The 21,743-nt window shown below is 70.9% G+C and carries 13 protein-coding genes; 7 read left to right on the top strand and 6 right to left on the bottom strand.

The annotated features are described in order from the left end of the window. Window positions 1-174: 174 nt before the first annotated feature. From EV562_RS09910 to EV562_RS09895, 4 genes are read left to right on the top strand one after another with little or no spacing between them, the layout of a single operon-like run. Complete coding sequence (locus tag EV562_RS09910) at window positions 175-1,875, top strand: stealth family protein (protein ID WP_243860015.1); 1,701 nt, start codon at window positions 175-177, stop codon at window positions 1,873-1,875. Then, on the top strand, window positions 1,872-4,625 hold the full coding sequence (locus EV562_RS09905; protein ID WP_133886341.1) for a glycosyltransferase: 2,754 nt from the start codon (window positions 1,872-1,874) through the stop codon (window positions 4,623-4,625). Before EV562_RS09910 ends, EV562_RS09905 begins: the two co-directional genes overlap by 4 nt. 21 nt (window positions 4,626-4,646) lie before the next feature. Next, complete coding sequence (locus EV562_RS09900; RefSeq protein ID WP_133886340.1) at window positions 4,647-6,122, top strand: glycosyltransferase family 2 protein; 1,476 nt, start codon at window positions 4,647-4,649, stop codon at window positions 6,120-6,122. 50 nt (window positions 6,123-6,172) lie between these two features. Then, a complete protein-coding gene (locus EV562_RS09895) occupies window positions 6,173-8,914 on the top strand; it encodes a CDP-glycerol glycerophosphotransferase family protein (RefSeq protein ID WP_133886339.1) in 2,742 nt (913 codons plus the stop codon). 66 nt (window positions 8,915-8,980) lie between these two features. On the opposite strand, the gene EV562_RS09890 is transcribed toward EV562_RS09895, so the two are convergent. From EV562_RS09890 to EV562_RS09870, 5 genes are all read right to left on the bottom strand, one after another. Next, window positions 8,981-11,110: a 3-hydroxyacyl-CoA dehydrogenase NAD-binding domain-containing protein gene (locus tag EV562_RS09890; RefSeq protein ID WP_133886338.1), complete on the bottom strand. Its 2,130-nt coding sequence runs from the start codon at window positions 11,108-11,110 to the stop codon at window positions 8,981-8,983. After that, window positions 11,107-12,324, bottom strand: a complete 1,218-nt coding sequence (locus EV562_RS09885) for an acetyl-CoA C-acyltransferase (protein WP_133886337.1) — start codon at window positions 12,322-12,324, stop codon at window positions 11,107-11,109. Before EV562_RS09885 ends, EV562_RS09890 begins: the two co-directional genes overlap by 4 nt. Window positions 12,325-12,829: 505 nt before the next feature. Beyond that, window positions 12,830-14,116 (bottom strand): ribonuclease D, encoded by a 1,287-nt coding sequence (locus EV562_RS09880; protein ID WP_166661695.1) that lies wholly within the window; start codon window positions 14,114-14,116, stop codon window positions 12,830-12,832. A 236-nt stretch (window positions 14,117-14,352) separates the two neighbouring features. Further along, window positions 14,353-15,015 carry a response regulator transcription factor gene (locus EV562_RS09875; RefSeq protein ID WP_003972894.1) on the bottom strand — a complete coding sequence of 221 codons (663 nt, stop codon included), beginning with the start codon at window positions 15,013-15,015 and terminating at the stop codon, window positions 14,353-14,355. Between the two features lie 290 nt (window positions 15,016-15,305). Beyond that, window positions 15,306-15,992 (bottom strand): DUF3000 domain-containing protein, encoded by a 687-nt coding sequence (locus EV562_RS09870; RefSeq protein WP_133886335.1) that lies wholly within the window; start codon window positions 15,990-15,992, stop codon window positions 15,306-15,308. Window positions 15,993-16,187: 195 nt separating this feature from the next. Between EV562_RS09870 and hemE the strand changes: the two genes are divergently transcribed. Continuing rightward, complete coding sequence (hemE, locus tag EV562_RS09865) at window positions 16,188-17,255, top strand: uroporphyrinogen decarboxylase (protein ID WP_133886334.1); 1,068 nt, start codon at window positions 16,188-16,190, stop codon at window positions 17,253-17,255. A 49-nt stretch (window positions 17,256-17,304) separates the two neighbouring features. On the opposite strand, the gene EV562_RS09860 is transcribed toward hemE, so the two are convergent. Further along, window positions 17,305-18,834: a glycoside hydrolase family 3 N-terminal domain-containing protein gene (locus EV562_RS09860; protein WP_133886333.1), complete on the bottom strand. Its 1,530-nt coding sequence runs from the start codon at window positions 18,832-18,834 to the stop codon at window positions 17,305-17,307. Between the two features lie 506 nt (window positions 18,835-19,340). Here EV562_RS09860 and EV562_RS09855 point away from each other — a divergent pair. Both EV562_RS09855 and EV562_RS09850 read left to right on the top strand, forming a co-directional pair. Continuing rightward, window positions 19,341-20,423, top strand: coding sequence for a YbiU family protein (locus EV562_RS09855; RefSeq protein ID WP_133886332.1), 1,083 nt, complete (start codon window positions 19,341-19,343; stop codon window positions 20,421-20,423). Continuing rightward, a complete protein-coding gene (locus EV562_RS09850; RefSeq protein WP_133886331.1) occupies window positions 20,405-21,730 on the top strand; it encodes a DUF6271 family protein in 1,326 nt (441 codons plus the stop codon). The genes EV562_RS09855 and EV562_RS09850 overlap by 19 nt, the downstream gene beginning before the upstream one ends. The last annotated feature ends 13 nt before the right edge of the window (window positions 21,731-21,743 follow it).

Below are 21,743 nucleotides of genomic sequence, written 5' to 3'. Positions count from 1 at the left end.
CTCACGGTTCAGGGCCCCCTCACAGCGAGGTGCGGGTGCCCTCGGACGGCGGAGCTGCCGGGTACGGATGGTGGATGCCGCGTGGGTGGCTCGGACAACCCTGAAGCCGGAGCGCTGATTTCGGCGTACCGGTCTGCGGTTCCGACCGGTGCGAGACGGCGCATCGTCCGGGGGGTGCCGACCCCGGTCCGCAAGGCGGTGAAGACCTCCCTCACCGCCGCCGACTCCATGCGCTCGGCCGCGGTGGTCTGGGCGATGGGAGGCAAGCGCAACGCCCCCCGGCACAGCCCTGCTCACAGCCGGCGAGTCGTCCGCGTCGGCCGCCGTCACATGCGTGCGCTGCTGGTCGAGGGGGCGACGGACTGGGCGGCCCGCGCCCGCAACCTCAACCTGGTGGTCTCCGTTCTGGAGTCGGCGGGCATCGACTACTTCTGCGTGCGGGGCACGAACAGCGGCCTGCCCGCCGTCGCCGTTCCCGCCGCGTCCCGCGCTCTTGCGGAGGAGATGCTCCAGCTGGCCTTCGCGCAGGCCCCGGGATACGTGGGTCCGGCCGGGGGCGACGAGGGTCGCATGGAGCCCGGTGACGAGGAGCGGTCCTGGCGCCAGCTGCGCAACCACAAGGTGCTGCGTGTCGCCTGGTACGTGTGCGACCCGACCCAGCAGATGGTCTTCGGCGCGGCCAGCGGCTGTGACATCGAGATGTGGACGGAGCGGGACGGGGAACTGCGCGCTCCGCGTCCCAACCGGGTCATCGACGCGGTGCCGGCGGGGGCCGCGCGCAAGTCGGCCCCGCAGAGTCTGTTCAGCCCCATACCTCCCGCCTACCGCACGGGGGAGGCGCGGACACTGGCCGAGTTCGCCGTACCGCTCCCCGAGGACCACCAGTTTCCCATCGACGTCGTCTACACGTGGGTGGACGACTCCGACCCGGCCTGGCGGGCGTCCCGCGACAGCGCACGACGGGGTCTCGCCGAGGACGGGCTGCACGAGCAGGCGGCGAACGACTCCCGGTTCACCAGCCGTGACGAACTGCGCTACTCACTGCGATCACTTCACCAGAACGCCCCCTGGGTGCGGAACATCTATCTGGTGACAGCGGGACAGGTGCCGTCCTGGCTGCAGCGGCGGCACGCCAACCTCCGAGTGGTGGACCACCGGGAGATATTCTCCGAGCCGGACGCGCTGCCCACATTCAATTCGCACGCCATCGAGAGCCAGCTGCACCACATCGAGGGGCTCTCGGAGTGCTTCCTCTACCTGAACGACGACGTGTTCTTCGGCCGGCCGGTCACGCCCGCGCACTTCTTCCACCCGAACGGCATCACCAAGTTCTTCACCTCGCCCGCGTTGATCCCGGGTGGTGCCGCGTCTCCGGACGACCTCCCGGTCAATGCCGCGGGCAAGAACAGCCGCTGGCTCATCGCGCAGAAATTCGGTACCGCCATTTCCCAGAAGATGAAGCACACTCCGCACGCGCTGCGCAGAAGTGTGCTGCAGGAGATCGAGGAGACGTTCGGCCAGGAGCACGCGTCCACCCAGCACTCACGCTTCCGTTCGCCCGATGACGTGCCGATCGCCTCGTCGCTGCACCACTACTTCGCATACCACTCCGCACGGGCCACGGTGGGCGAGATCCAGTACCGGTACATCGACCTCTCCGCAGATCTGGCCGAGCGGCGCCTCAATACGCTCCTGGCCAACCGGAACATGGACACCTTCTGCCTCAACGACACGGTGGAAGTGGCTGACCCGGACGCGCAAAGGATCATGCTGAATCGTTTCCTCGAAGCGTATTTCCCGGTGCCCAGTCCTTACGAGGTCGCGGACCGCCACCAGGAGGCCATCGAGCCCGCGAGCGAGTCCGTCCACACATGAACGCCTATGACGTCACGCTGGTCGTGCCGGTGTACAACGTGGAGCAGTACCTCCAGGAGTGCCTGGAGTCCATCGCTGCGCAAACGGCGTTCGAGCGCTGCGAGGTCCTGCTCGTCGACAACGGAAGCACGGACGGCTCCTACCGGATCTGCGCCGAGTTCGCCCGTCGGCACGTGAACGCCACGGTGCTGGTGCGCCGCGGCGGGGGCGCCGGGGCGGCCCGCAACCTCGGGATGGACCGGGCTACCGGCGGCCGCATCACCTTCTGCGACTCCGACGACGTACTGCCGCCCACCGCTCTGGAGCGCATGCTCGACGCGGCCGAGAGGACCGGCGCCCAGGTCGTGGTGGGCATGATGGAGACGTTCCCCAGACCGACCAACTGGGCATGGAGGGGATACTTCGGCCAAGGCGACCGGACCTTCGCCAGCGTCGCGGAGATGCCCGAGCTGGTGCACAGCGCGAGCGCCTGCAACAAACTCTTCGACATCGCGTACCTGCGCTCCCACGGCATCCGCTTCGCGGAGGGCGTCCACTTCGAGGACGCCTATGTCGGCGTCGCCGCGCTCGTCCTGGCCACCCGCCTCGCCCTGGTCGACCAGTGCGTGTACCAGTACCGCAAGCGCGCCGCGGGCAATTCGACCATGGACGCCATCTGGACGCGGCGGCAGAACTACTGGGACCACCTCCAGCTGGTGGAGTACCTGCACCGCATGCGCGCGGCCCTCCCGGACCTCTCGCGGGCCGTGCTCGATCTCTTCCTGGTGAGGAGTTACCAGGGCTTCGCGCTGCGGGCACCCGAGCTGTTCCAGGGCGCCGAACTGGAGGACATCTACTCCCGTTGCCGCGCCGTCTACCGGGACGTCGAGCCCGACCTGGTCGTCAGGGGCACCGCCGACACGCGCCACCGGGTGGCCTACCTGGCCTTCCTCACCGGCGACTTCGGCCTCTTCGCCGACCGCGCCGCCAGGGTGCACAAGGTCTCCGTGCGCGACGGCATTCCGTACCTCTTCGGCGACCTTCCCGGCCGGCTGTCCCCGTTGGCACGGGCCACGCCGTTCACCGCCCGCCTGGAACACGTACGCAAGGTGCCGGGGACCGGCACGCTGAGGCTTGCGGGACGGTTCGAGGTGGGCGGCATGCCGATGTTCCGACCGTTGGAGGGGCATCTGAGCCTGCGGGTGCGCGGCAGCCGCCTCAGCGTCCCCGCCACGCAGGTCCGCCGGCGCGACATGAAGAACACCCGGCCCGACACGGAGTGGGGCGGCTTCACCGCCGACCTGCCCCTGGACGCGCTGCGGCGGGGTGTGCACGACCTCGAGTTCGTCGTCGACGCCGAGGGCGGTCAGGCGATCACACCGTGCCTGGTCGCCGCGGGATACCTGCGCGGGGCGCGCGTCGTCGGGCACGGCGGGATCCGGGTGGTGCCGCACTGGAAAGGGAAGAACCGGGCGGTTCTGATGGTCCTCGGCCCGGCGCGCAGGCCCGGCAGGCGCACCGTGCTGGGCGGCCTCGTCGCCAAGGACGCCAAGCACGTACTCCGCCGTCGGCCGTTCTGGAAGCAGCGGCTGATCCGTCTGCTGACCCGGCCGCTGGCACCGCTGCTCCTGGGGCGGGACCTCTGGCTGATCGGCGAGCGGGGCGACACCGCGCAGGACAACGGCTGGCACCTGTTCCGGCACCTGCGCACGGTCGGGAAGCGGCGCGGGGTGTACTACGTCATCCGCTCCACAAGCCCGGACCGGACCCGCCTCGCGGGGCTCGGGCACGTCGTGGCGCACAGCTCCTGGAAGCACAAGTTGCTGATGCTGCACGCGTCGGCACTGGTCAACGCCTACGACATCGACACCTACATGCTGCCCGACGGCTGGGACCGGACCCGCTACCTCAAGCACCTGGACTGGCGCGTGGGCGCCCGCCGCGTCTTCCTGCAGCACGGCGTGACGGACAAGGACGTCAGCAAGGGCCTGCACCGCAACCGCACGGGCGTCGACCTCATCCTCGCCGTGAGCAGGGACGAGGGGCGGTTCCTGGCTGAGGAACTCGGCTACGAGGGGCAGGTGGCGGTCGCCGGTTTCCCCCGCTTCGACGCCCTTACCCCCGCCAGGGGCGGGCGCACCATCCTGTTCATGCCGACCTGGCGCGCCTACCTGACCGTCGCCTCGTACAGCCGTGACGGCAGGGACCGGGAGGCGCGACGGGCCGCGCGTGACCGGTTCCTTGCCTCCAGCTACCAGGAGTTCATGGTCCGCTTCCTGAACGACCCGGATCTCGCCGCCGCCCTGGACCGGTACGACTACACACTGGAATTCCTGCCGCACTACGAGATGCGCGCGATGGTCGGGGAGATGGTGCCGGACCGGGAGCGCATACGGGTCATCGACCAGAACGAGGTCAGTGTGCAGGAGGCCATGCGACGCTGCGACCTGTTCATCACGGACTGGTCGTCCACCGCCTTCGACGTCGCATACCTGGGGACTCCCCTGGTCTACGCGCAGTTCGACGCCGACGAATACTGGGACGGGCACTACCAGAAGGGCTACTTCGATGCCCGCCGTGACGGATTCGGGCCGGTCCGCGAGTCAGTCGAAGAGGTCGTCGCCGAAGTGGTCCGTTATCTGCGGGGAGGCTGCGCGAGGGAACCCGAGTACCAGCGCCGCGCGGAGAGATTCTTCGAGTACCGGGACCGGCAGAACAATGTGAGGGCCTCGGAAGCGATCGATCGCCTGGTTCGGGGGTCGAATCATTGATGTGGTGTTCCAGGAGGAAGTATGTCCCAAGCCAACCGTGACGTGACAGTCGTCGTGCCGTTCCGCGACGTCCAGAACTATTTCGCCGAGTTCCTGGATTCGGTGGCCGCGCAGACGGCTCTGGCACGTGCTCATGTGATCCTCGTCGACAACGGCAGCAGTGACCAGTCGGTGGCGATCGCGAGCGAGTTCGCGGCCGGGCACCCGAATGTCGACCTGGTCGCCCAGCCCGAAGGCCGGGCCGGTGACGCGCGCAACATGGGCATGGACATGGCTACCACGCCGTACATCGTCTTCTGGGACGCGGACGACATCGTGCCCGAGCGGTCCCTGGAAGTGCTCCGGAACACCATCGTCAAAACCCGGGCAACGGTCGTCGTGGGCCGGGAGAAGCACGTTCCGAAGCCGGTCAAGGCGCCATGGCACAAATACTTCGGCAAGAACGTCAAGACGGTGAGCAGTGTCGTCGACCTTCCCGACCTGATCCACTCGGCGTCCTGCTGGAACAAGATCTTCGACCTCGACCTGCTGCGCTCCCAGGGCATCCGATTCGGTGCCGGCACCGCCTTCGAGGACGCCTACGTCTCCGTGCCCGCGCTGCTGCTGTCGGAGCGCATCGCACTGGTCGACGCCCCCGTCTACGAGTACCGCAGGCGCGGTGACGGCACCTCCGTCATGGACACCATCTGGGATCTCCCCCAGAACTACGCCGACCAGCTGGTGATGCTGGAGTACCTGGCGGCCATGCGTCAGACGCTCACACCCCATGAACAGGAAACACTGGAGCGGTTCCTCGTCCGCAGCATGCAGGGATTCCTGCTGAGGGCGCCCCGCGTCTTCGGCGAAGCCGACTGCCGGCAGCTCTTCGAGCGCTGCCGCGCGCTCTACTGGGGCATCACGTCCGAGCAGTTCGCCCGCAGCACGAACGACACCCGGCACCGACTGCCCTACCTCGCGCTGCACTACGGGGACTTCGACCTCTTCTACCGTCCGGCCGCCGTCCTCGGCCCGGTCTTCGGCCGGGAAGGGGACCTCTACGTCGACTACCCGGGCACCTCCTGGGGGCTGCCGCTCACGAAGGTCACGTCCGTCCCGGCCAGCATCGAGGGCGTCTCCGCGGGAGACGGTGGTACCGCCCTGATCCACGGCCGCTTCTCGGTCAACGGGATTCCCGACGAACTGCTGGCCAAGCTGGAACTGCAGGTCTGGTTCGAGCGCAGCGGCAAGACGCTTCCGGCGGTGAACCACGGGCAGCCGCAGGACCGGCCCGACCAGGCGGGAGCCGTCTTCAGCGTCACCGTCGACCCCCGGCAGTTTCCTGCCGGCGCCTTCCCCGTACGGCTGGTGGTGTGCACCCGCGGCCGGGACGTCTCGCGCCCCTGCACCGTCTCCCCGGCCCTGGCCCAGCACCCGCCCGTCAACGGATTCCACGGCCTCGCACGGATCGCCGCCGAGGGCGGAAGCGCCCAACTGGTCGTCGAGTCCGGTCAGTACTGAGCAACGTCCGCTCCAGAAATGGGGTATTCAGCAGAAATCAGGAGTCTTTCGTGTTCGATCCCCTCTACGCCGTCGCCGTCGTCGTCCCCATCTTCAACGTGGAGAGGTATCTCCCGGAGTGCCTGGACTCGCTGGCCCGCCAGACGATCTTCGACCGGTGCCAGGTGGTGCTGGTCGACAACGGCAGCAGCGACAGCTCGGCCGCGATCGCCGCGGAGTTCGCCGCGCGGCATCCCAACGTATGGGCGTTCGTGCACGCGGAGGGGAAGGCCGGCGGGGCCAGGAACGCGGGGATGGACCTGGTCAGCGCGCGCTACATCACGTTCTGCGACTCCGACGACGTACTGCCGGACGACGCCCTGGAGAACATGTGGCGGACCGCGGTCAAGGAGCGGGTGCCGCTCACCATCGGACGGATGGAGACGTTCCCGGAGGAGACCAGCTGGCCCTGGCTGCGCTACTTCGGCAAGCAGGTCCAGGTGCATCCTGGAATCGAGAACATCCCGGAGATGATTCACGGCGGAAGCGCCTGCCACAAGCTCTTCGACCTCGAGTTCGTCCGCGCCAACAACATCCGCTTCCGCGAGGGCGTGCATTTCGAGGACGCGTTCTTCTCCGTTCCCGCCATGCTGCTCGCGGACCGCATAGCGATGGTGCCGAACACGGTCTACAAGTACCGCAAGCGCGCGGCCGAGGACTCCACGATGGACAAGCTGTGGGAGCGCACGGCCAACTACTGGGACCACCTCCTGCTGGAGGAGTACCTGATGACCTTCCGCTCCCGCCTTTCCGGGCATCGCCAGGAGGTCCTCAATCGGTTCCTGGTGCGCAGCTACCAGGGTTTCGCCCTGCGCGCGCCGCAGGTGCTGCCCGAGGACGAGCTGTTCCAGCTCTTCCAGCGCGCCCGCGCGGTCTACACGCTGGTGACGCCCGACGCGGTCATCGGCTCCACCCACGACGCCCGCCACCGAGTCCCGTTCCTCGCGATGTACATGAACTGGTACGAGCTCTTCGCCCGCCCGGACCAGGCGGTCAACGGCGTGTACGGACGGGGTGGGGACCTCTACCTCGACATAGCGGTGCCGAGCGCGCTGCTTCCGCTGACCAAGATCTCGTCCACCAGCGTGCACGTGGAACGCATCCAGGCGGACCGGGAAACCGACGGTGTCCTCGTCGCCGGCCGGTTCGTCCTCAACGGCCTCCCTATGGGCCGGCCCATGCGCAACCGGCTGCAACTGTGGGTGGAGAAGAGCGGGCAGATGGTTCCCGCGAAGCAGGTCTGGCGCAGTGACCTGCTCGCCACCCGTGACGACCTCGCCTGGGGCGGGTTCGAGGCGGTCGTGCCGGCAGGCGCCCTCAAGGACGGCGAGTTCCCGCTGAAACTGGTGTTCTGCACCACCGGCCGAGACGTCTCCCGACCGTGCATGACCACCACGGCCATGTTGCGCGGTGCCCGTCCCATGAAGGTCGCGGACCGCTGGATCCTTCCGCAGTCCAAGGGCAAGGACAATGCCGTGCTGGTCGTCCGGGAAGCGGAGGGCCAGGACGGTGACAAGGACTTCGAGGAGTTCCTCGAGGGCCTGGACCGGGACCAGAAGAAGCGCAAGGCGCCCTTCTGGCGCGCCCGCGCCATCAGACGGGCCACGCTCCGCTTCTTCCGCCACAAGGAGATCTGGCTGATCGGCGAGCGCAGGGACACCGCACAGGACAACAGCCTGCACCTGTTCACCTATCTGCGCCGGCACGAGCGCCGCCGCAAGGCCTACTACATCATCGAGAAGGGCAGCGCGGACCACGCCAAACTGAAGAGCCTCGGGAACGTGGTGGCGCACAGCTCCTGGAAGCACAAGCTGCTCATGCTGCACGCGTCGCTGCTCGTCAGTGCCTACGACATCGACTCGTACATGCTCCCCGACGGCTGGGACCGCACGAAGTACCTCAAGCACCTGAACTGGCGCGTCGGTGCCCGACGGGTCTTCCTCCAGCACGGGGTCACCGACGAGGACGGCAGCAAGGCACTGCACCGCAACCGGACAGGCGTGGACCTGGTGTTCGCGACCAGCGACCGGGAGGCCCAGTACTTCTCCGAGCACATGCACTACGGCGACCAGGCCAAGGCGCTGGGCTTTCCGCGCTTCGACGCACTGCAGCCGGACCGCGGCCGGCGGCGCGTCCTGCTGATGCCCACCTGGCGCAAGTACTTGACGATCCCCTCCTACCTCCAGCAGGACGGTGCCGACCGGGACGCGGTGGACGAGATCTTCCGCGAGTCGACCTACCGGGAGTTCATGGTGCAGCTGCTGCGCCACCCGAAACTGCTGGAGGCGCTGGAGCACTACGACTACGTGCTCGACTTCCTTCCGCACTACGAGATGCGGAACATGGTCGACGGAGTGGTACCGGACCATCCCCGGGTGCAGCGCCTGGACCAGACGAAGGTCAGCGTCCAGACGGCCCTGCGCCAGTGCGACCTGTTCATCACCGACTGGTCCTCGGTCCACTTCGACATGGCCTATCTCGGTACGCCGCTCGTCTACGCACGGTTCGACCCCGACGAGTACTGGGCCAAGCACGCCAGGAAGGGGTACTTCGAAGCCGCGTACGACGGGTTCGGGCCGGTGTGCGGCAACGTCGAGGAAGTGGTGACCGAAGTGATCCGCTATCTCGGCAACGGCTGTGTCCGCGAGCCCGAGTACGACTACCGGGCGCGTGCCTTCTTCGCCTTCGAGGACCGCGACAACTGCGCCCGTGCCACGGCCGCGATCACGGAGCTCGCCGCGCAGCAGGCGTAGCACCGGTCCACGGCACGCGAAAGGGCCCCCGCCTCGGGCGGGGGCCCTTCAGAACCGCGGGAGGAGCTACGCCGGAACCGACGCCACGCCCGGCTCCAGGAACCGCTTCCCGTTCACCCGCTCCGAGACGCCCTCGCGGTCCAGGTACGGCGTGATACCGCCCAGGTGGAAGGGCCAGCCGGCGCCGGTGATCAGGCAGAGGTCGATGTCCTGGGCCTCGGCGACGACGCCCTCGTCGAGCATCAGGCCGATCTCCTGGGCCACCGCGTCCAGGACGCGGTCGCGGACCTGCTCCTCGGACAGGACGGAGTCGCCCTGCTTGAGGAGGGCGGCGACCTCCGGGTCCAGCTCGGGCTTGCCGCTGTCGTAGACGTAGAAGCCGCGCTTGCCCGCCTCGACGACCGCCTTGAGGTTCGGGGAGACCGTGAAGCGCTCGGGGAAGGACCGGTTGAGGGTCTCCGAGACGTGCAGGCCGATGGCCGGGCCGACCAGTTCGAGGAGGACCAGGGGCGACATCGGCAGGCCGAGGGGCTCGACCGCCTTCTCCGCCACCTCGACCGGCGTGCCCTCGTCGATGACGTTCTGGATCTCGCCCATGAAGCGGGTCAGGATGCGGTTGACCACGAACGCCGGGGCGTCCTTGACCAGGACCGCGGTCTTCTTCAGCTTCTTGGCGACGCCGAACGCCGTGGCCAGCGAGGCCTCGTCGGTCTGCTCGCCGCGGACGATCTCCAGCAGCGGCAGGATCGCGACCGGGTTGAAGAAGTGGAAGCCGACGACCCGCTCGGGGTGCTTCAGCTTCGACGCCATCTCCGAGACCGAGAGGGAGGAGGTGTTCGTCGCGAGGATCGCGTGCGCCGGGGCGACGGCCTCGACCTCCGCGAAGACCTTCTGCTTGACGCCCATCTCCTCGAAGACGGCCTCGATGACGAAGTCGGCGTCCGCGAAGCCCTCGGCCTTGTCCAGGACACCGGAGACGAGGGCCTTCAGCCGGTTCGCCTTGTCCTGGTTGACCCGGCCCTTGGCGAGCAGCTTGTCGATCTCCGCGTGGACGTAGCCCACGCCCTTGTCGACGCGCTCCTGGTCGATGTCCGTGAGGACGACCGGGACCTCCAGGCGGCGCAGGAAGAGCAGCGCGAGCTGGGAGGCCATCAGGCCGGCGCCGACGACGCCCACCTTGGTGACCGGGCGGGCCAGCGACTTGTCCGGGGCACCGGCGGGGCGCTTGCCGCGCTTCTGCACCAGGTTGAAGGCGTAGATGCCGGAGCGCAGTTCGCCACCCATGATCAGGTCGGCGAGGGCCTGGTCCTCGGCGTCGAAGCCCTGCTGGAGGTCGCCGTTCTTGGCGGCGGCGATGATGTCCAGGGCGCGGTAGGCGGCCGGGGCGGCGCCGTGCACCTTGCCGTCGGCGACGAAGCGGCCCTTCGCGACGGCCTGGTCCCAGGCCTCGCCGCGGTCGATCGCCGGACGCTCGACGGCGATCTCGCCCTTGAGGACGGACGCCGTCCAGATCAGCGACTGCTCCAGGAAGTCGGCGCCCTCGAAGATCGCGTCCGCGATGCCGAGTTCGTAGACCTGCGCGCCCTTGAGCTGCTTGTTCTGGTTCAGGCTGTTCTCGATGATCACCGAGACGGCCTTCTCCGCGCCGATCAGGTTCGGCAGCAGCGTGCAGCCGCCCCAGCCGGGGACCAGGCCGAGGAAGACCTCGGGGAGGGAGAACGCCGGGAGGGCCGCCGACACCGTGCGGTAGGTGCAGTGCAGGCCGATCTCCACGCCGCCGCCCATGGCGGCGCCGTTGTAGTACGCGAAGGACGGCACGGCCAGGTTCGCCAGGCGCTTGAGGACGTCGTGGCCGCCCTTGCCGATGGCCAGCGCGTCCTCGTGCCGCTTCAGGAGCTCGACGCCCTTGAGGTCGGCGCCGACCGCGAAGATGAACGGCTTGCCGGTGACGCCGACGCCGACGATGTCGCCGTCCGCGGCCTCCTTCTCGACCTGGTCGATCGCGGCGTCGATGTTCGCCAGCGACTGCGGGCCGAGCGTGGTCGGCTTGGTGTGGTCGTGACCGTTGTCCAGGGTGATGAGCGCGAAGCGCCCGACGCCCAGGGGCAGGTCGAAGTGGCGTACGTGCGCGCTCGTGACGACCTCGCCGGGGAACAGCTCGGCCGCCCCCTTCAGCAGCTCTGCGGTGGTGCTCACTTGTCCCCCTCGAAGTGCGGGTTCTCCCAGATGACCGTCGCGCCCATGCCGAAGCCGACGCACATGGTGGTCAGGCCGTAGCGGACGTGCGGCTGCTCCTCGAACTGGCGGGCCAGCTGCGTCATCAGACGGACGCCGGAGGAGGCCAGCGGGTGGCCGAAGGCGATGGCGCCGCCGTACTGGTTGACGCGGGCGTCGTCGTCGGCGATGCCGTAGTGCTCCAGGAACGCGAGGACCTGGACGGCGAAGGCCTCGTTGATCTCGAACAGGCCGATGTCGGAGATCGACAGCCCGGCCTGGGCCAGGGCCTTCTCGGTGGCCGGGATCGGGCCGTAGCCCATGACCTCGGGCTCGACACCCGCGAAGGAGTAGGAGACCAGGCGCATCTTGACCGGGAGGCCGTTCTCGCGGGCGAAGTCCTCGCTCGCGATCAGCGACGCCGTCGCGCCGTCGTTCAGACCGGCCGCGTTGCCCGCGGTGACCCGGCCGTGCACGCGGAACGGCGTCTTGAGGCCCGCCAGGTTCTCCAGCGTGGTGCCCGGGCGCATCGGCTCGTCGGCGGTGACCAGGCCCCAGCCGGTCTCGCCCGCCTCCTCGTTGGTGCGACGCACCGAGACCGGCACCAGGTCGGCCTGGATCTGGCCGTTGGCGTACGCCTTCGCGGCCTTCTCCTGCGAGCGCACCGCGTACTCGTCGGCGCGCTGCTTGGTGATGCTCGGGTAGCGGTCGTGCAGGTTCTCCGCGGTCATGCCCATGAACAGGGCGGACTCGTCGACCAGCTTCTCGCTCACGAACCGCGGGTTCGGGTCCACGCCCTCGCCCATCGGGTGGCGGCCCATGTGCTCGACGCCGCCGGCGATGGCGACGTCGTAGGCGCCGAAGGCGACCGAGCCGGCCACCGAGGTGACGGCGGTCAGGGCGCCCGCGCACATGCGGTCGATGGAGTAACCGGGGACCGAGGTCGGCAGGCCCGCCAGGATGCCGGCGGTGCGGCCGATGGTCAGGCCCTGGTCACCGATCTGCGTGGTCGCGGCGACGGCGACCTCGTCGATCTTCTTCGGGTCGAGACCGGGGTTGCGGCGCAGCAGCTCCCGGATCGCCTTCACGACCAGGTCGTCGGCGCGGGTCTCGTGGTAGATGCCCTTCGGGCCCGCCTTGCCGAACGGGGTGCGGACGCCGTCGACGAAGACGACGTCCCTGACGGTACGAGGCACGATGGCTCTCCTCCAGGGTGCGGGATGGCACTGCTGCGGCACGCATGCACTGAGCGCGCGCTCAGTCCCATGCTACTTATGAGTAACGTAGCTGCCCAGTCCCCCCGGCCGGAGCGGCGAAGGTCACACCGCCCGTCACACCGCTGGAGCACCGCTCACCCCGCCCGACCGGCCGCCGTCGCCCCGCCCGACCGGCCGCCGTCGAGCGGGCCTGAGGGTCCTCCGTCGCGCGGGTCGACCGGTCGTCCGACGTTCCGTCCGGCCGGTCGTCCGCCATGACGCCCGGCTGTTCGTCGGCCGTTCCGCCCGGCCGCTCGCCCGCCATGCCACCCGGCTGTTCGTCCAACACCCCGGCCGGCCGCTCACACGCCGCCGAGTCGACGAGTCGGGCGTCGTCGAGTCGACCCGCGCGTCCGCCACCGGGCCGGCCGACGGCTCGCCCCCGGTCGTCCGCCCGACCGCGCCGCCCACCTCCGTGATCTGGCCGGAACCCGCCGTTCCCGTGCTACGGCGCCGTCTCGCCCAGCGCCGTCACCAGGACCGGTGCCACCTGCTCCACCTGCCAGGGCCGGGCACCGTGCCCGGCGAGGGCCGCGCTCACGGACTCGGTGTCGAGCGTCGCCGGCGGCTCCCAGCAGACCCGGCGCACCGTGTCCGGGGTGATCAGATTCTCCTGGGGCATGTTCAGCTGCTCGGCCAGCGCCGTCACCGCCGCGCGTGCCGCGGCCAGCCGGGCCGCGGCGGCCGGGTCCTTGTCGGCCCAGGCCCGCGGCGGCGGAGGGCCGGTCACCGGCTGGCCGGGCTGCGGCAGCTGCGACTCGGACAGCGCCTTGGCCCGGTCCACCGACACCTGCCACTGCTCGAGCTGCCGGCGGTTCACCCGCCCGAACCCGTGCAGCGCGGCCAGCGCGTGCGCGTTGGCCGGCAGGGCGAGCGCCGCCTCGACGATGGCCGCGTCCCCGAGCACCTTGCCGGGGGAGACGTCCCGGCGCTGCGCGATGCGGTCCCGGGTCTGCCACAGCTCGCGCACCACCGCGAGCTGGCGGCGCCGGCGCACCTTGTGCATGCCGGAGGTACGGCGCCAGGGGTCCTTGCGCGGCTCGGGCGGCGGGGCCGAGGCGATCGCGTCGAACTCCTGCCGGGCCCACTCCAGCTTGCCCTGCCGGTCCAGCTCCTTCTCCAGGGCGTCCCGCAGGTCGACCAGCAGCTCGACGTCGAGCGCGGCGTAGCGCAGCCAGGGCTCGGGCAGCGGGCGGGTGGACCAGTCGACGGCCGAGTGGCCCTTCTCCAGGACGAAGCCCAGGACGTTCTCCACCATCGCGCCGAGACCGACGCGCGGGAACCCGGCGAGCCGCCCGGCCAGCTCGGTGTCGAAGATGCGGGTGGGCACCATCCCTATTTCCCGCAGGCACGGCAGGTCCTGGGTGGCCGCGTGCAGCACCCACTCCGCGTCGGCGATCGCCGCGCCGAGGGCGGAGAGGTCGGGGCAGCCCACCGGGTCGATGAGGGCCGTCCCCGCACCGTGGCGTCGCAGCTGCACCAAGTAGGCGCGCTGGCCGTAGCGGTACCCCGAGGCGCGCTCGGCGTCGACGGCGACGGGGCCGCTGCCGGCTGCGAAGGCGGCGATCACCTCGGCGAGGGCGTCCGCGTCGGCGATCACCGGCGGAATGCCCTCCCGAGGTTCGAGCAAGGGGATCGGCGCCTGACTCGCAGAAGATCCGGCGTCGTCCGGAGGGGCGCCTCCGGTGGTTCGCAGTGAACGGTCTGCTGCGGTTTCGTGGGCGTCGGTCACCTGTCAAGGGTATCGGTGGATCGACCGCGCCCGCCGACGGAACGTTCCGTCGGCGGGCGCCGGGGGGTCGTAAACCAGTCAGGTCGGTGAAACCTCGTCGTCATGAGCGGCGACGCGGCACGGCCTTGAGGAGCAGGAGAGGGGGGAAGAGGTGAAGGAGCGGAAGGGGCTGGCCGGGGGAGGGGAAGGCCGGTGCGGCGCGGAGAGGACCGGGGCTGGCGGGCGGGTCGGGGCGGTCAGTGGATGATGCCCGTGCGCAGGGCCACCGCGACCATCCCGGCGCGGTCGCCCGTGCCGAGCTTGCGCGCGATGCGGGCCAGGTGGCTCTTGACGGTCAGGGCGGACAGGCCCATCGAGACGCCGATCGCCTTGTTCGACTGGCCCTCCGCGACCAGTCGCAGCACCTCCACCTCGCGGCCGGAGAGCTCGCGGTAGCCGCCCGGGTGGCTCGGGGCACCCGGGGGGCGGCGGTGCAGGCGGGCGGCGGCGGCGCCGATGGGAGCGGCACCCGGCCGGGTGGGGAGCCCGACGTTGGTGCGGGTACCGGTGACGACGTAGCCCTTCACGCCGCCGGCGAGGGCGTTGCGCACGGCGCCGATGTCGTCGGCCGCGGACAGGGCGAGCCCGTTGGGCCACCCCGCGGCGCGGGTCTCCGACAGCAGGGTCAGGCCCGAGCCGTCGGGGAGGTGGACGTCGGCGACGCAGATGTCGCGGGGGTTGCCGATGCGGGGACGAGCCTCCGCGACGGACGAGGCCTCGATGACGTCGCGCACACCGAGCGCCCACAGGTGGCGGGTGACGGTGGAACGGACGCGCGGGTCGGCCACGACCACCATGGCGGTCGGCTTGTTCGGGCGGTAGGCGACCAGGCTTGCAGGCTGCTCGAGGAGAACGGACACCAGGCCTCCTGGGGTGCGGGGACGGAGCCGGCTCATGGGGGTGAAGCCGGGACGAACCGTGCTTTCAAGGTCACAGTCGTCTTCGGCACCGAACGCGTCCGCCTTTAGAGAATGATCACGATCTGGTGAGTAACAATCCGAGCAATTCGGACACGCTGTCGATCATTCGAAGATCGAACGGTTTCACACTTTGTCGATACGAGCCCGAAAGTGGCCGTGTCGACAAAGTGACGGAACCCGTTCCGGGCGTGCGGACCCGCTGTCCGGAACGGTGAACGACGCCTGGGGCGTCAGCGCGACTGCGGACCGCGCCGCTGCGGCAGCGTCACGATGGACGCGTCGCCCGGCGCCGCCGGCGGCAGGCCCGCGACCTGGGCCAGCAGATCGCACCACGAGGACAGGTGCGCCGCGGTGTCCGGGACGCCGCCCAGGCCCTCGCGCGGCGTCCAGGACGCCCGGATCTCGATCTGCGAGGCGGCCGGACGCGCCGAGAGCCCCCCGAAGTAGTGGGAACTCGCACGCGTGACCGTGCCGCTGGGCTCGCCGTACGACAGCCCGCGCGCCTGGAGCGCCCCGGTCAGCCAGGACCAGCACACGTCGGGCAGCAGCGGGTCCGCCGCCATCTCCGGTTCCAGTTCGGCCCGTACCAGCGTCACCAGGCGGAAGGTGCCGTGCCAGGCGTCGTGCCCGGCCGGGTCGTGCAGCAGCACCAGCCGACCGTCCGCCAGGTCCTCGTCGCCGTCGACGACCGCGGCCTCCAGCGCGTACGCGTGCGGGGCGAGCCGCTGCGGTGCGCGGGTCGCCTCCACCTCGATCTGCGGCCGCAGCCGCGCGACGCGCAGCGCCTCCACGGCGGCCGTGAAGGCGGGTGGAGCCGTGCTCCCGTCGCCCCCCTTGTGCCGGGCCTCTTCCTCGGTCCCCTTCGCGTCGTCCATTCCGCCAGCGCCGTCCGACAGTCGTCCCTGAGCCGCAGCCATGCGGGGAACATTAAGCGGAACGGCGGCCCGGCGCAGGGAGGGACACCCGCGTGCGGGCGCGATGTCCGGATCACACGGCCTCGTGGGGGCGCGCGGGAGCCGCCCCGCCCGTGCTCCGCGAACCGACCGGGCCGCGTTCGCGGGCCGCCCACCCGTGGTCCGGCGCCCTCCGGGGGGCATGCGAGACTTGCCGGTGTGAGTGCCAACCAGAGCCCCGCGGGCCAGCAGCCGACCGCCACGTACGACTCCGCGTTCCTCAAGGCGTGCAGGCGTGAGCCGGTGCCGCACACCCCCGTGTGGTTCATGCGGCAGGCCGGGCGCTCACTGCCGGAGTACCTGAAGGCGCGCGAGGGCATTCCGATGCTCGAGTCCTGCACGCGGCCGGAACTGGTCGCCGAGATCACCCTCCAGCCGGTGCGCCGGCACGGCGTGGACGCGGCGATCTACTTCAGCGACATCGTGGTCCCCCTCAAGGCCATCGGCATCGACCTCGACATCAAGCCCGGCGTCGGCCCGGTCGTCGCGAACCCGATCCGCACCCGCGCGGACCTGGCGCAGCTGCGGGACCTCACCCCCGAGGACGTCACCTACGTCACCGAGGCCTTCGGCCTGCTCACCCGCGAACTCGGCGCCACCCCGCTGATCGGTTTCGCGGGGGCGCCGTTCACCCTCGCGAGCTACCTCGTGGAGGGCGGCCCGTCCCGCAACCACGAGCACACCAAGGCCCTCATGTACGGCGACCCGCAGCTGTGGGCCGACCTCCTGGACCGGCTCGCGGACATCACGGCGGCCTTCCTCGAGGTGCAGATCGAGGCGGGCGCGAGCGCCGTCCAGCTCTTCGACTCCTGGGTCGGCGCGCTGTCCCCGGCCGACTACCGCCGCTCGGTGCTGCCCGCCTCCCGCAAGGTCTTCGAGGCCGTCGCCGGGTACGGCGTGCCGCGCGTCCACTTCGGCGTCGGCACCGGCGAGCTGCTCGGCCTCCTCGGCGAGGCCGGCGCGGACGTCGTCGGCGTCGACTGGCGCGTCCCGCTGGACGAGGCGGCCCGTCGCGTCGGCCCCGGCAAGGCGCTCCAGGGCAACCTGGACCCGGCCGTCCTCTTCGCCGGCCGGGAAGCGGTCGAGGCCAAGACCCGCGAGGTCCTGGACGCGGCGGCCGGCCTGGAGGGCCACGTCTTCAACCTCGGTCACGGCGTCCTGCCGACCACCGACCCCGACGCCCTGACCCGCCTCGTGGAGTACGTCCACACGCAGACCGAGCGCTGACCCGGGCGCCTCGCGCGAGGCCGCGGCCCACCCCGGTGGGCCGCTCGGCTCACCCGGCCCGGCCTGCCGACGCGTCCGTGAGGACCTCCGCCGCGGCCACCCCCGAGGCCGCGCTCGCGCCGTGGGTGAAGATCTGCGCGGCCGCCGCGGTGACGGTGCCCGGCAGGCCCATCTCCACGACGATCGCGTCCGGGCGGGCGGCGGTCAGACCGGTCACGGCGCGGCTCATCCACGCGTGCCGGGCCGCGTCGCGGGCGACGATCACCAGCGGGCGTCCCGCCGCCGGTTCCAGGGCGCAGCGGTCCAGCGCCACCGCCCCGTCCTCCAGCTCCTGCCCGCGCACCCGTACGGAGGTCGTGCCCGGCAGGCGCTCGCGCAGCGGACCGGCCACGCCCCAGGGCGTCTGACTGCCGACGGCCATGTTGGTCACCGGGACCAGCTCCACCACGTGCGGCGCGGCGGTCAGCGGCAGGGCGGCCCGCGCGGCGCCGGTGAGCCGCACGGCCCGGCGCGCGGCGACGTGCCCGATGCCGTCCCCGGCCGCCTCCCCGGCGGCCCCCGCCGCCCGCAGCCCGGCCGACCAGCGGGCGAACTCCCGTACCCGGTCCGCCGCCCCGGCCAGTCGCTCCGGCGGCAACCGCCCGCCCCTCACCGCGGCGACCAGCGCCTCGGCCAGCCGCGCGACGGTGGCCTCGTCGGCGCTCTCGCCGCCCACGCAGACGGCGTCCACGCCGGCGGCGACGGCCTTCACCGTGGCGCCGTCGATGCCGTACCGGCGGGTGACGGCGCCCATCTCGATGGCGTCGCTGACGACGAGGCCGTCGAAGCCCAACTCCTCGCGGAGCAGGCCCTGGAGGACGGGCCGGCTCAGTGTGGCCGGCAGGTCGGGGTCGTAGGCGGGCACCAGCAGGTGACCGCTCATGACCGCGCGCACGCCGGCCGCGACGGCGGCCCGGAACGGGGGCAGCGCCTGGGCGGCGATCTCGTCCCGCCCGGCCGGGTACGCCGGCAGGTCGTGGTGGGAGTCGACGGCGACGTCCCCGTGGCCGGGGAAGTGCTTGGCGCAGGCGGCGACGCCGGACGACTGGAGGCCGCGGATCCAGGCGGCGGTGTGCCGGGAGACCACGTCGGGGTCCGAGCCGAAGGAACGCACGCCGATGATCGGGTTGTCCGGGTTGGAGTTGACGTCCGCGCTCGGGGCGTAGTCGAGGCTGACCCCGGCGGCGCGCAGCTGCCGGCCCAGGTCGGCGGCGACGGCCTCGGTCAGCTCCGTGTCGTCGACGGTGCCGAGCGCGAAGTTGCCCGGCCGGGAGGAGCCGGTCGCGGACTCGATGCGGGTGACGTCGCCCGCCTCCTCGTCGATCGCGACGATCAGGTCGGGATTCTCGGCGCGGAGCCTGGCGGTCAGGCGGGCGACCTGCTCGGGGGAGACGATGTTGCGGGAGAAGAGCACGACGGAGGCCAGTCCGTCGCCGATGTCGCGCAGGATCCAGTCGGGAGCCTCGGTGCCCACGAAACCCGGCTGCAGGACGGAGAGCGCGAGCCGGCGCAACTCGCCGCCGGGCATGTTGGAGGGCATCGGCAGCGCCTTTCGGGTCGTTTCTTGGTACGGACCAAGGAGGGCGCGTTCAGGTTAACCAGACGTGTCAAGGGTGCCTGTCGCCTAACTCGGAAGTAACAACTCACCTCGTCGGGAGGGGTGTTGACACCCTCCCCTGGTCTAGTCCATTGTGAGGCGCATGTTCGGCGAGGGGCCCCTGTGACTCCAGTTTCCGCGCCGGGCACCAGCCGCGGCCGGACTGCGCAGACCGCCGTCGCGGCGACGACTTCCGTACGACGACTTCCGTGACGACCACCCCGGACGAGACGACCACTCCGGACGGGGGCGCGGACCGGGGCGACCCCTGAGCGGGGCCCTCCCCGAGCGGGACCACCCCGTCCGTCCGAGCCGCCCCCGTCGCCCGCTTCCGCCCCGTGCCGGCGGGCGGGCCCGCTGCCACCACCGACCTCATGTGCGACGGCCGACCACCGTCGCGCACACCGCCGTTGCCCGCACGGGGCGACGGCGAGGATCTGGAGCACCACATGGCGACGCCCGATTCCCACCTCCACCGAGCCCCGTCGGACCTGCCCTACTTCAGCGCGGACGCCGACACCTACCTGGCCCGCACCCAGCTGCGCGACCTCCACAAGACACGTCCGCTGCGGGTGCTGTCCGAGGAGGACTTCGCCCACTGGCAGACGTACGGCTACGTCGTCGTGAAGGAGGCGATACCCGCCGACTCCGCACGCCGACTGCTGGACTTCGCCTGGGAGTTCCAGGGACTCGACCCCGAACGCCCCGACACCTGGTACCAGGAGCGCGAGTACCGCTCCGATCTCGACCGCGAGCTGCACATCTACGGCTTCGTCGAGGCGTACCACCACCAGCTCATCTGGGACAGCCGCCAGACGCAGCGCGTGTACGACGCCTTCGTCGACGTCTGGGACTGCGAGGAGCTGTGGGTCACCCTGGACCGGCTCAACCTCAACCCGCCCAACGTGGGCAATCGCGACCGCGCCCTGATCGACAAGCCCGACCGCGGCTTCGACATCGAGCTGCACTGGGACGTCGACACCTCCCAGGGCGTCCTGCCGCAGCGTGTGCAGGGCATCATCGCCCTCAACGACACCAAGCCCGACCACGGCGGCTTCCAGTGCTGTCCCGAGCTGTTCCGCCGCTTCGACCGCTGGAAGGCCCTCCAGCCAGACGACCGCGACCCGATCCGGCCCGCGATCGACCGCGCGGACATGCCCGTCGTACGGCCCGACCTTGAGGCCGGTGACCTGCTCATCTGGAACGGGCTGCTGGCCCACGGCGTCGCGCCCAACGTCTCCGGCGAGGGCGTGCGCGCGGTCCAGTACCTGTCGATGATGCCCGCGCTGGAGACCCACCGCGCCCTGCGCGACTCCCGCGTCGACTCCTGGCGCACCCTCGCCACCCCCGACTGGAACGCCACCCTGCTCGGCGACGCCCACCGGCACGAGTCCGAGCGCTACGGACCCGCCGAACTGACCGACCTGGGCGCCAGGCTGCTGGGCCTGCGGTCCTGGCACGCCGACACCGACACCGACGGCGGCGACGCCGACGAGGCCACCGGGGACGCCGCATGCGCAGCATCTGCCTGACCCTTCCCACCGACCGGCCCTGCCCGGACACCGTCACGGCCCTCGGCGCGGAAGCCGCCTACGCCGCCGACCACTTCGACATCGATGTCCACCTCGTGGTCCTCGACTCCTGCCCGCCCCAGGACCGGGCCACCCACGCCGACGCGCTGCGGCGCCTGCCGGTCCACCCCCGGATCACGGCACACCACCTCGACGAGACCGCCCAGCGCGCCTTCCTGACCCGGGTGGCGCAGAACTCCGGCAGCGCCAAGCCCGAGCTGCTGCTCGACCTCATGCTCCCCGACGGACTGTCCTACGGCGCCTGCACCAACCGCGCCTTCCTGATCGCGGCCGCGCTCGGCTGCGACTCCGTCCACCGTCGGGACTCCGACAGCCGCTACCAGCGCGTGGCCGGCCGTACGGTCTTCCCCGTCCACCACGAGCTGCTGTCCCTCGGCCGGCCCGCCGCCGACGCCGTGCCCCACGTCACCGAGTCGGCCCTGCCCGAGCCGCTCCTCGCACGGCGGGTCGCCATGGTGGGCGGTTCCTTCGTGGGTGAACTGTCCGTGGACATCGCCCGGATACGGGACGCCGACCCCGGTGTCTACCAGGACGTCGTCTCCCTGTGGGCGCCCGAGCACTGGCCGGCCGAACGGAAACGGGAGCTGGTCGAGGAGTCCTTCACGGGTGCGGGCACCACCGCCTTCGCACGGGACCACGCACTGCTCACGGTGGTCGACCCGATGCGCGTCGACATGTGCAACATCGCCTTCCACGGCGCCACGGTGAGCGAACGCGTCCCGCTGCCGCCCGCCCGGGACACCATCGGCAGCGACTACTTCCTCATCCACCTCGTGCACGACGCCCGGCTGCCGGGTGTGCTGCACAACCGGCACATCGTCAACTACTACACCGGCGAACGCAGAACGGGACCCGGCTTCCTCGCCTACCAGACCCGCTTCGCCAAGTTCCTGCTCTCGATGCTCTACTTCCACCACGTCTACGACCGCATGGCGGAGGCGGGCGACGACCTGCTGGACGAGCACGGCCGGGCCCGCCCCGCCGCCGTCGCCGCCCTGGCCCGGGAGAGCACCGGTCTCGACACCGCGGAGAACGTCCGCCGGCTCGACGCCCTCGACGCCGCCTACCGCCAGCTCGGCGGCGAGTACGCCGACGTCGCCGACCACCTGGCCGGCCGCCGCGAGCGCCTCCTCGACGAGGCACGCGGCGACATGACGGACTTCGCGCTGCTCACCGAGGCCTGGGAGGGGATGGTCGCCGCGGCCAAGGCCACCGCCCTCGCCCCGGCCGCGGGACGGCCCCGGTGAGCGCGGTGGGCAC

Origin of the sequence: Streptomyces sp. BK208 (genome assembly GCF_004364245.1) — a bacterium.
Taxonomy (GTDB): domain Bacteria; phylum Actinomycetota; class Actinomycetes; order Streptomycetales; family Streptomycetaceae; genus Streptomyces.
This window is presented reverse-complemented; position numbering and strand designations above follow the sequence as displayed.

Coding starts and splice junctions, on each gene's coding strand:
- EV562_RS09860 (WP_133886333.1), bottom strand. CDS start 18,834: ATGCCCTCCAACATGCCCGGCGGCGAGTTGCGCCGGCTCGCGCTCTCC.
- EV562_RS09900 (WP_133886340.1), top strand. CDS start 4,647: ATGTCCCAAGCCAACCGTGACGTGACAGTCGTCGTGCCGTTCCGCGAC.
- EV562_RS09905 (WP_133886341.1), top strand. CDS start 1,872: ATGAACGCCTATGACGTCACGCTGGTCGTGCCGGTGTACAACGTGGAG.
- EV562_RS09870 (WP_133886335.1), bottom strand. CDS start 15,992: ATGGCTGCGGCTCAGGGACGACTGTCGGACGGCGCTGGCGGAATGGAC.
- EV562_RS09850 (WP_133886331.1), top strand. CDS start 20,405: ATGCGCAGCATCTGCCTGACCCTTCCCACCGACCGGCCCTGCCCGGAC.
- EV562_RS09855 (WP_133886332.1), top strand. CDS start 19,341: ATGGCGACGCCCGATTCCCACCTCCACCGAGCCCCGTCGGACCTGCCC.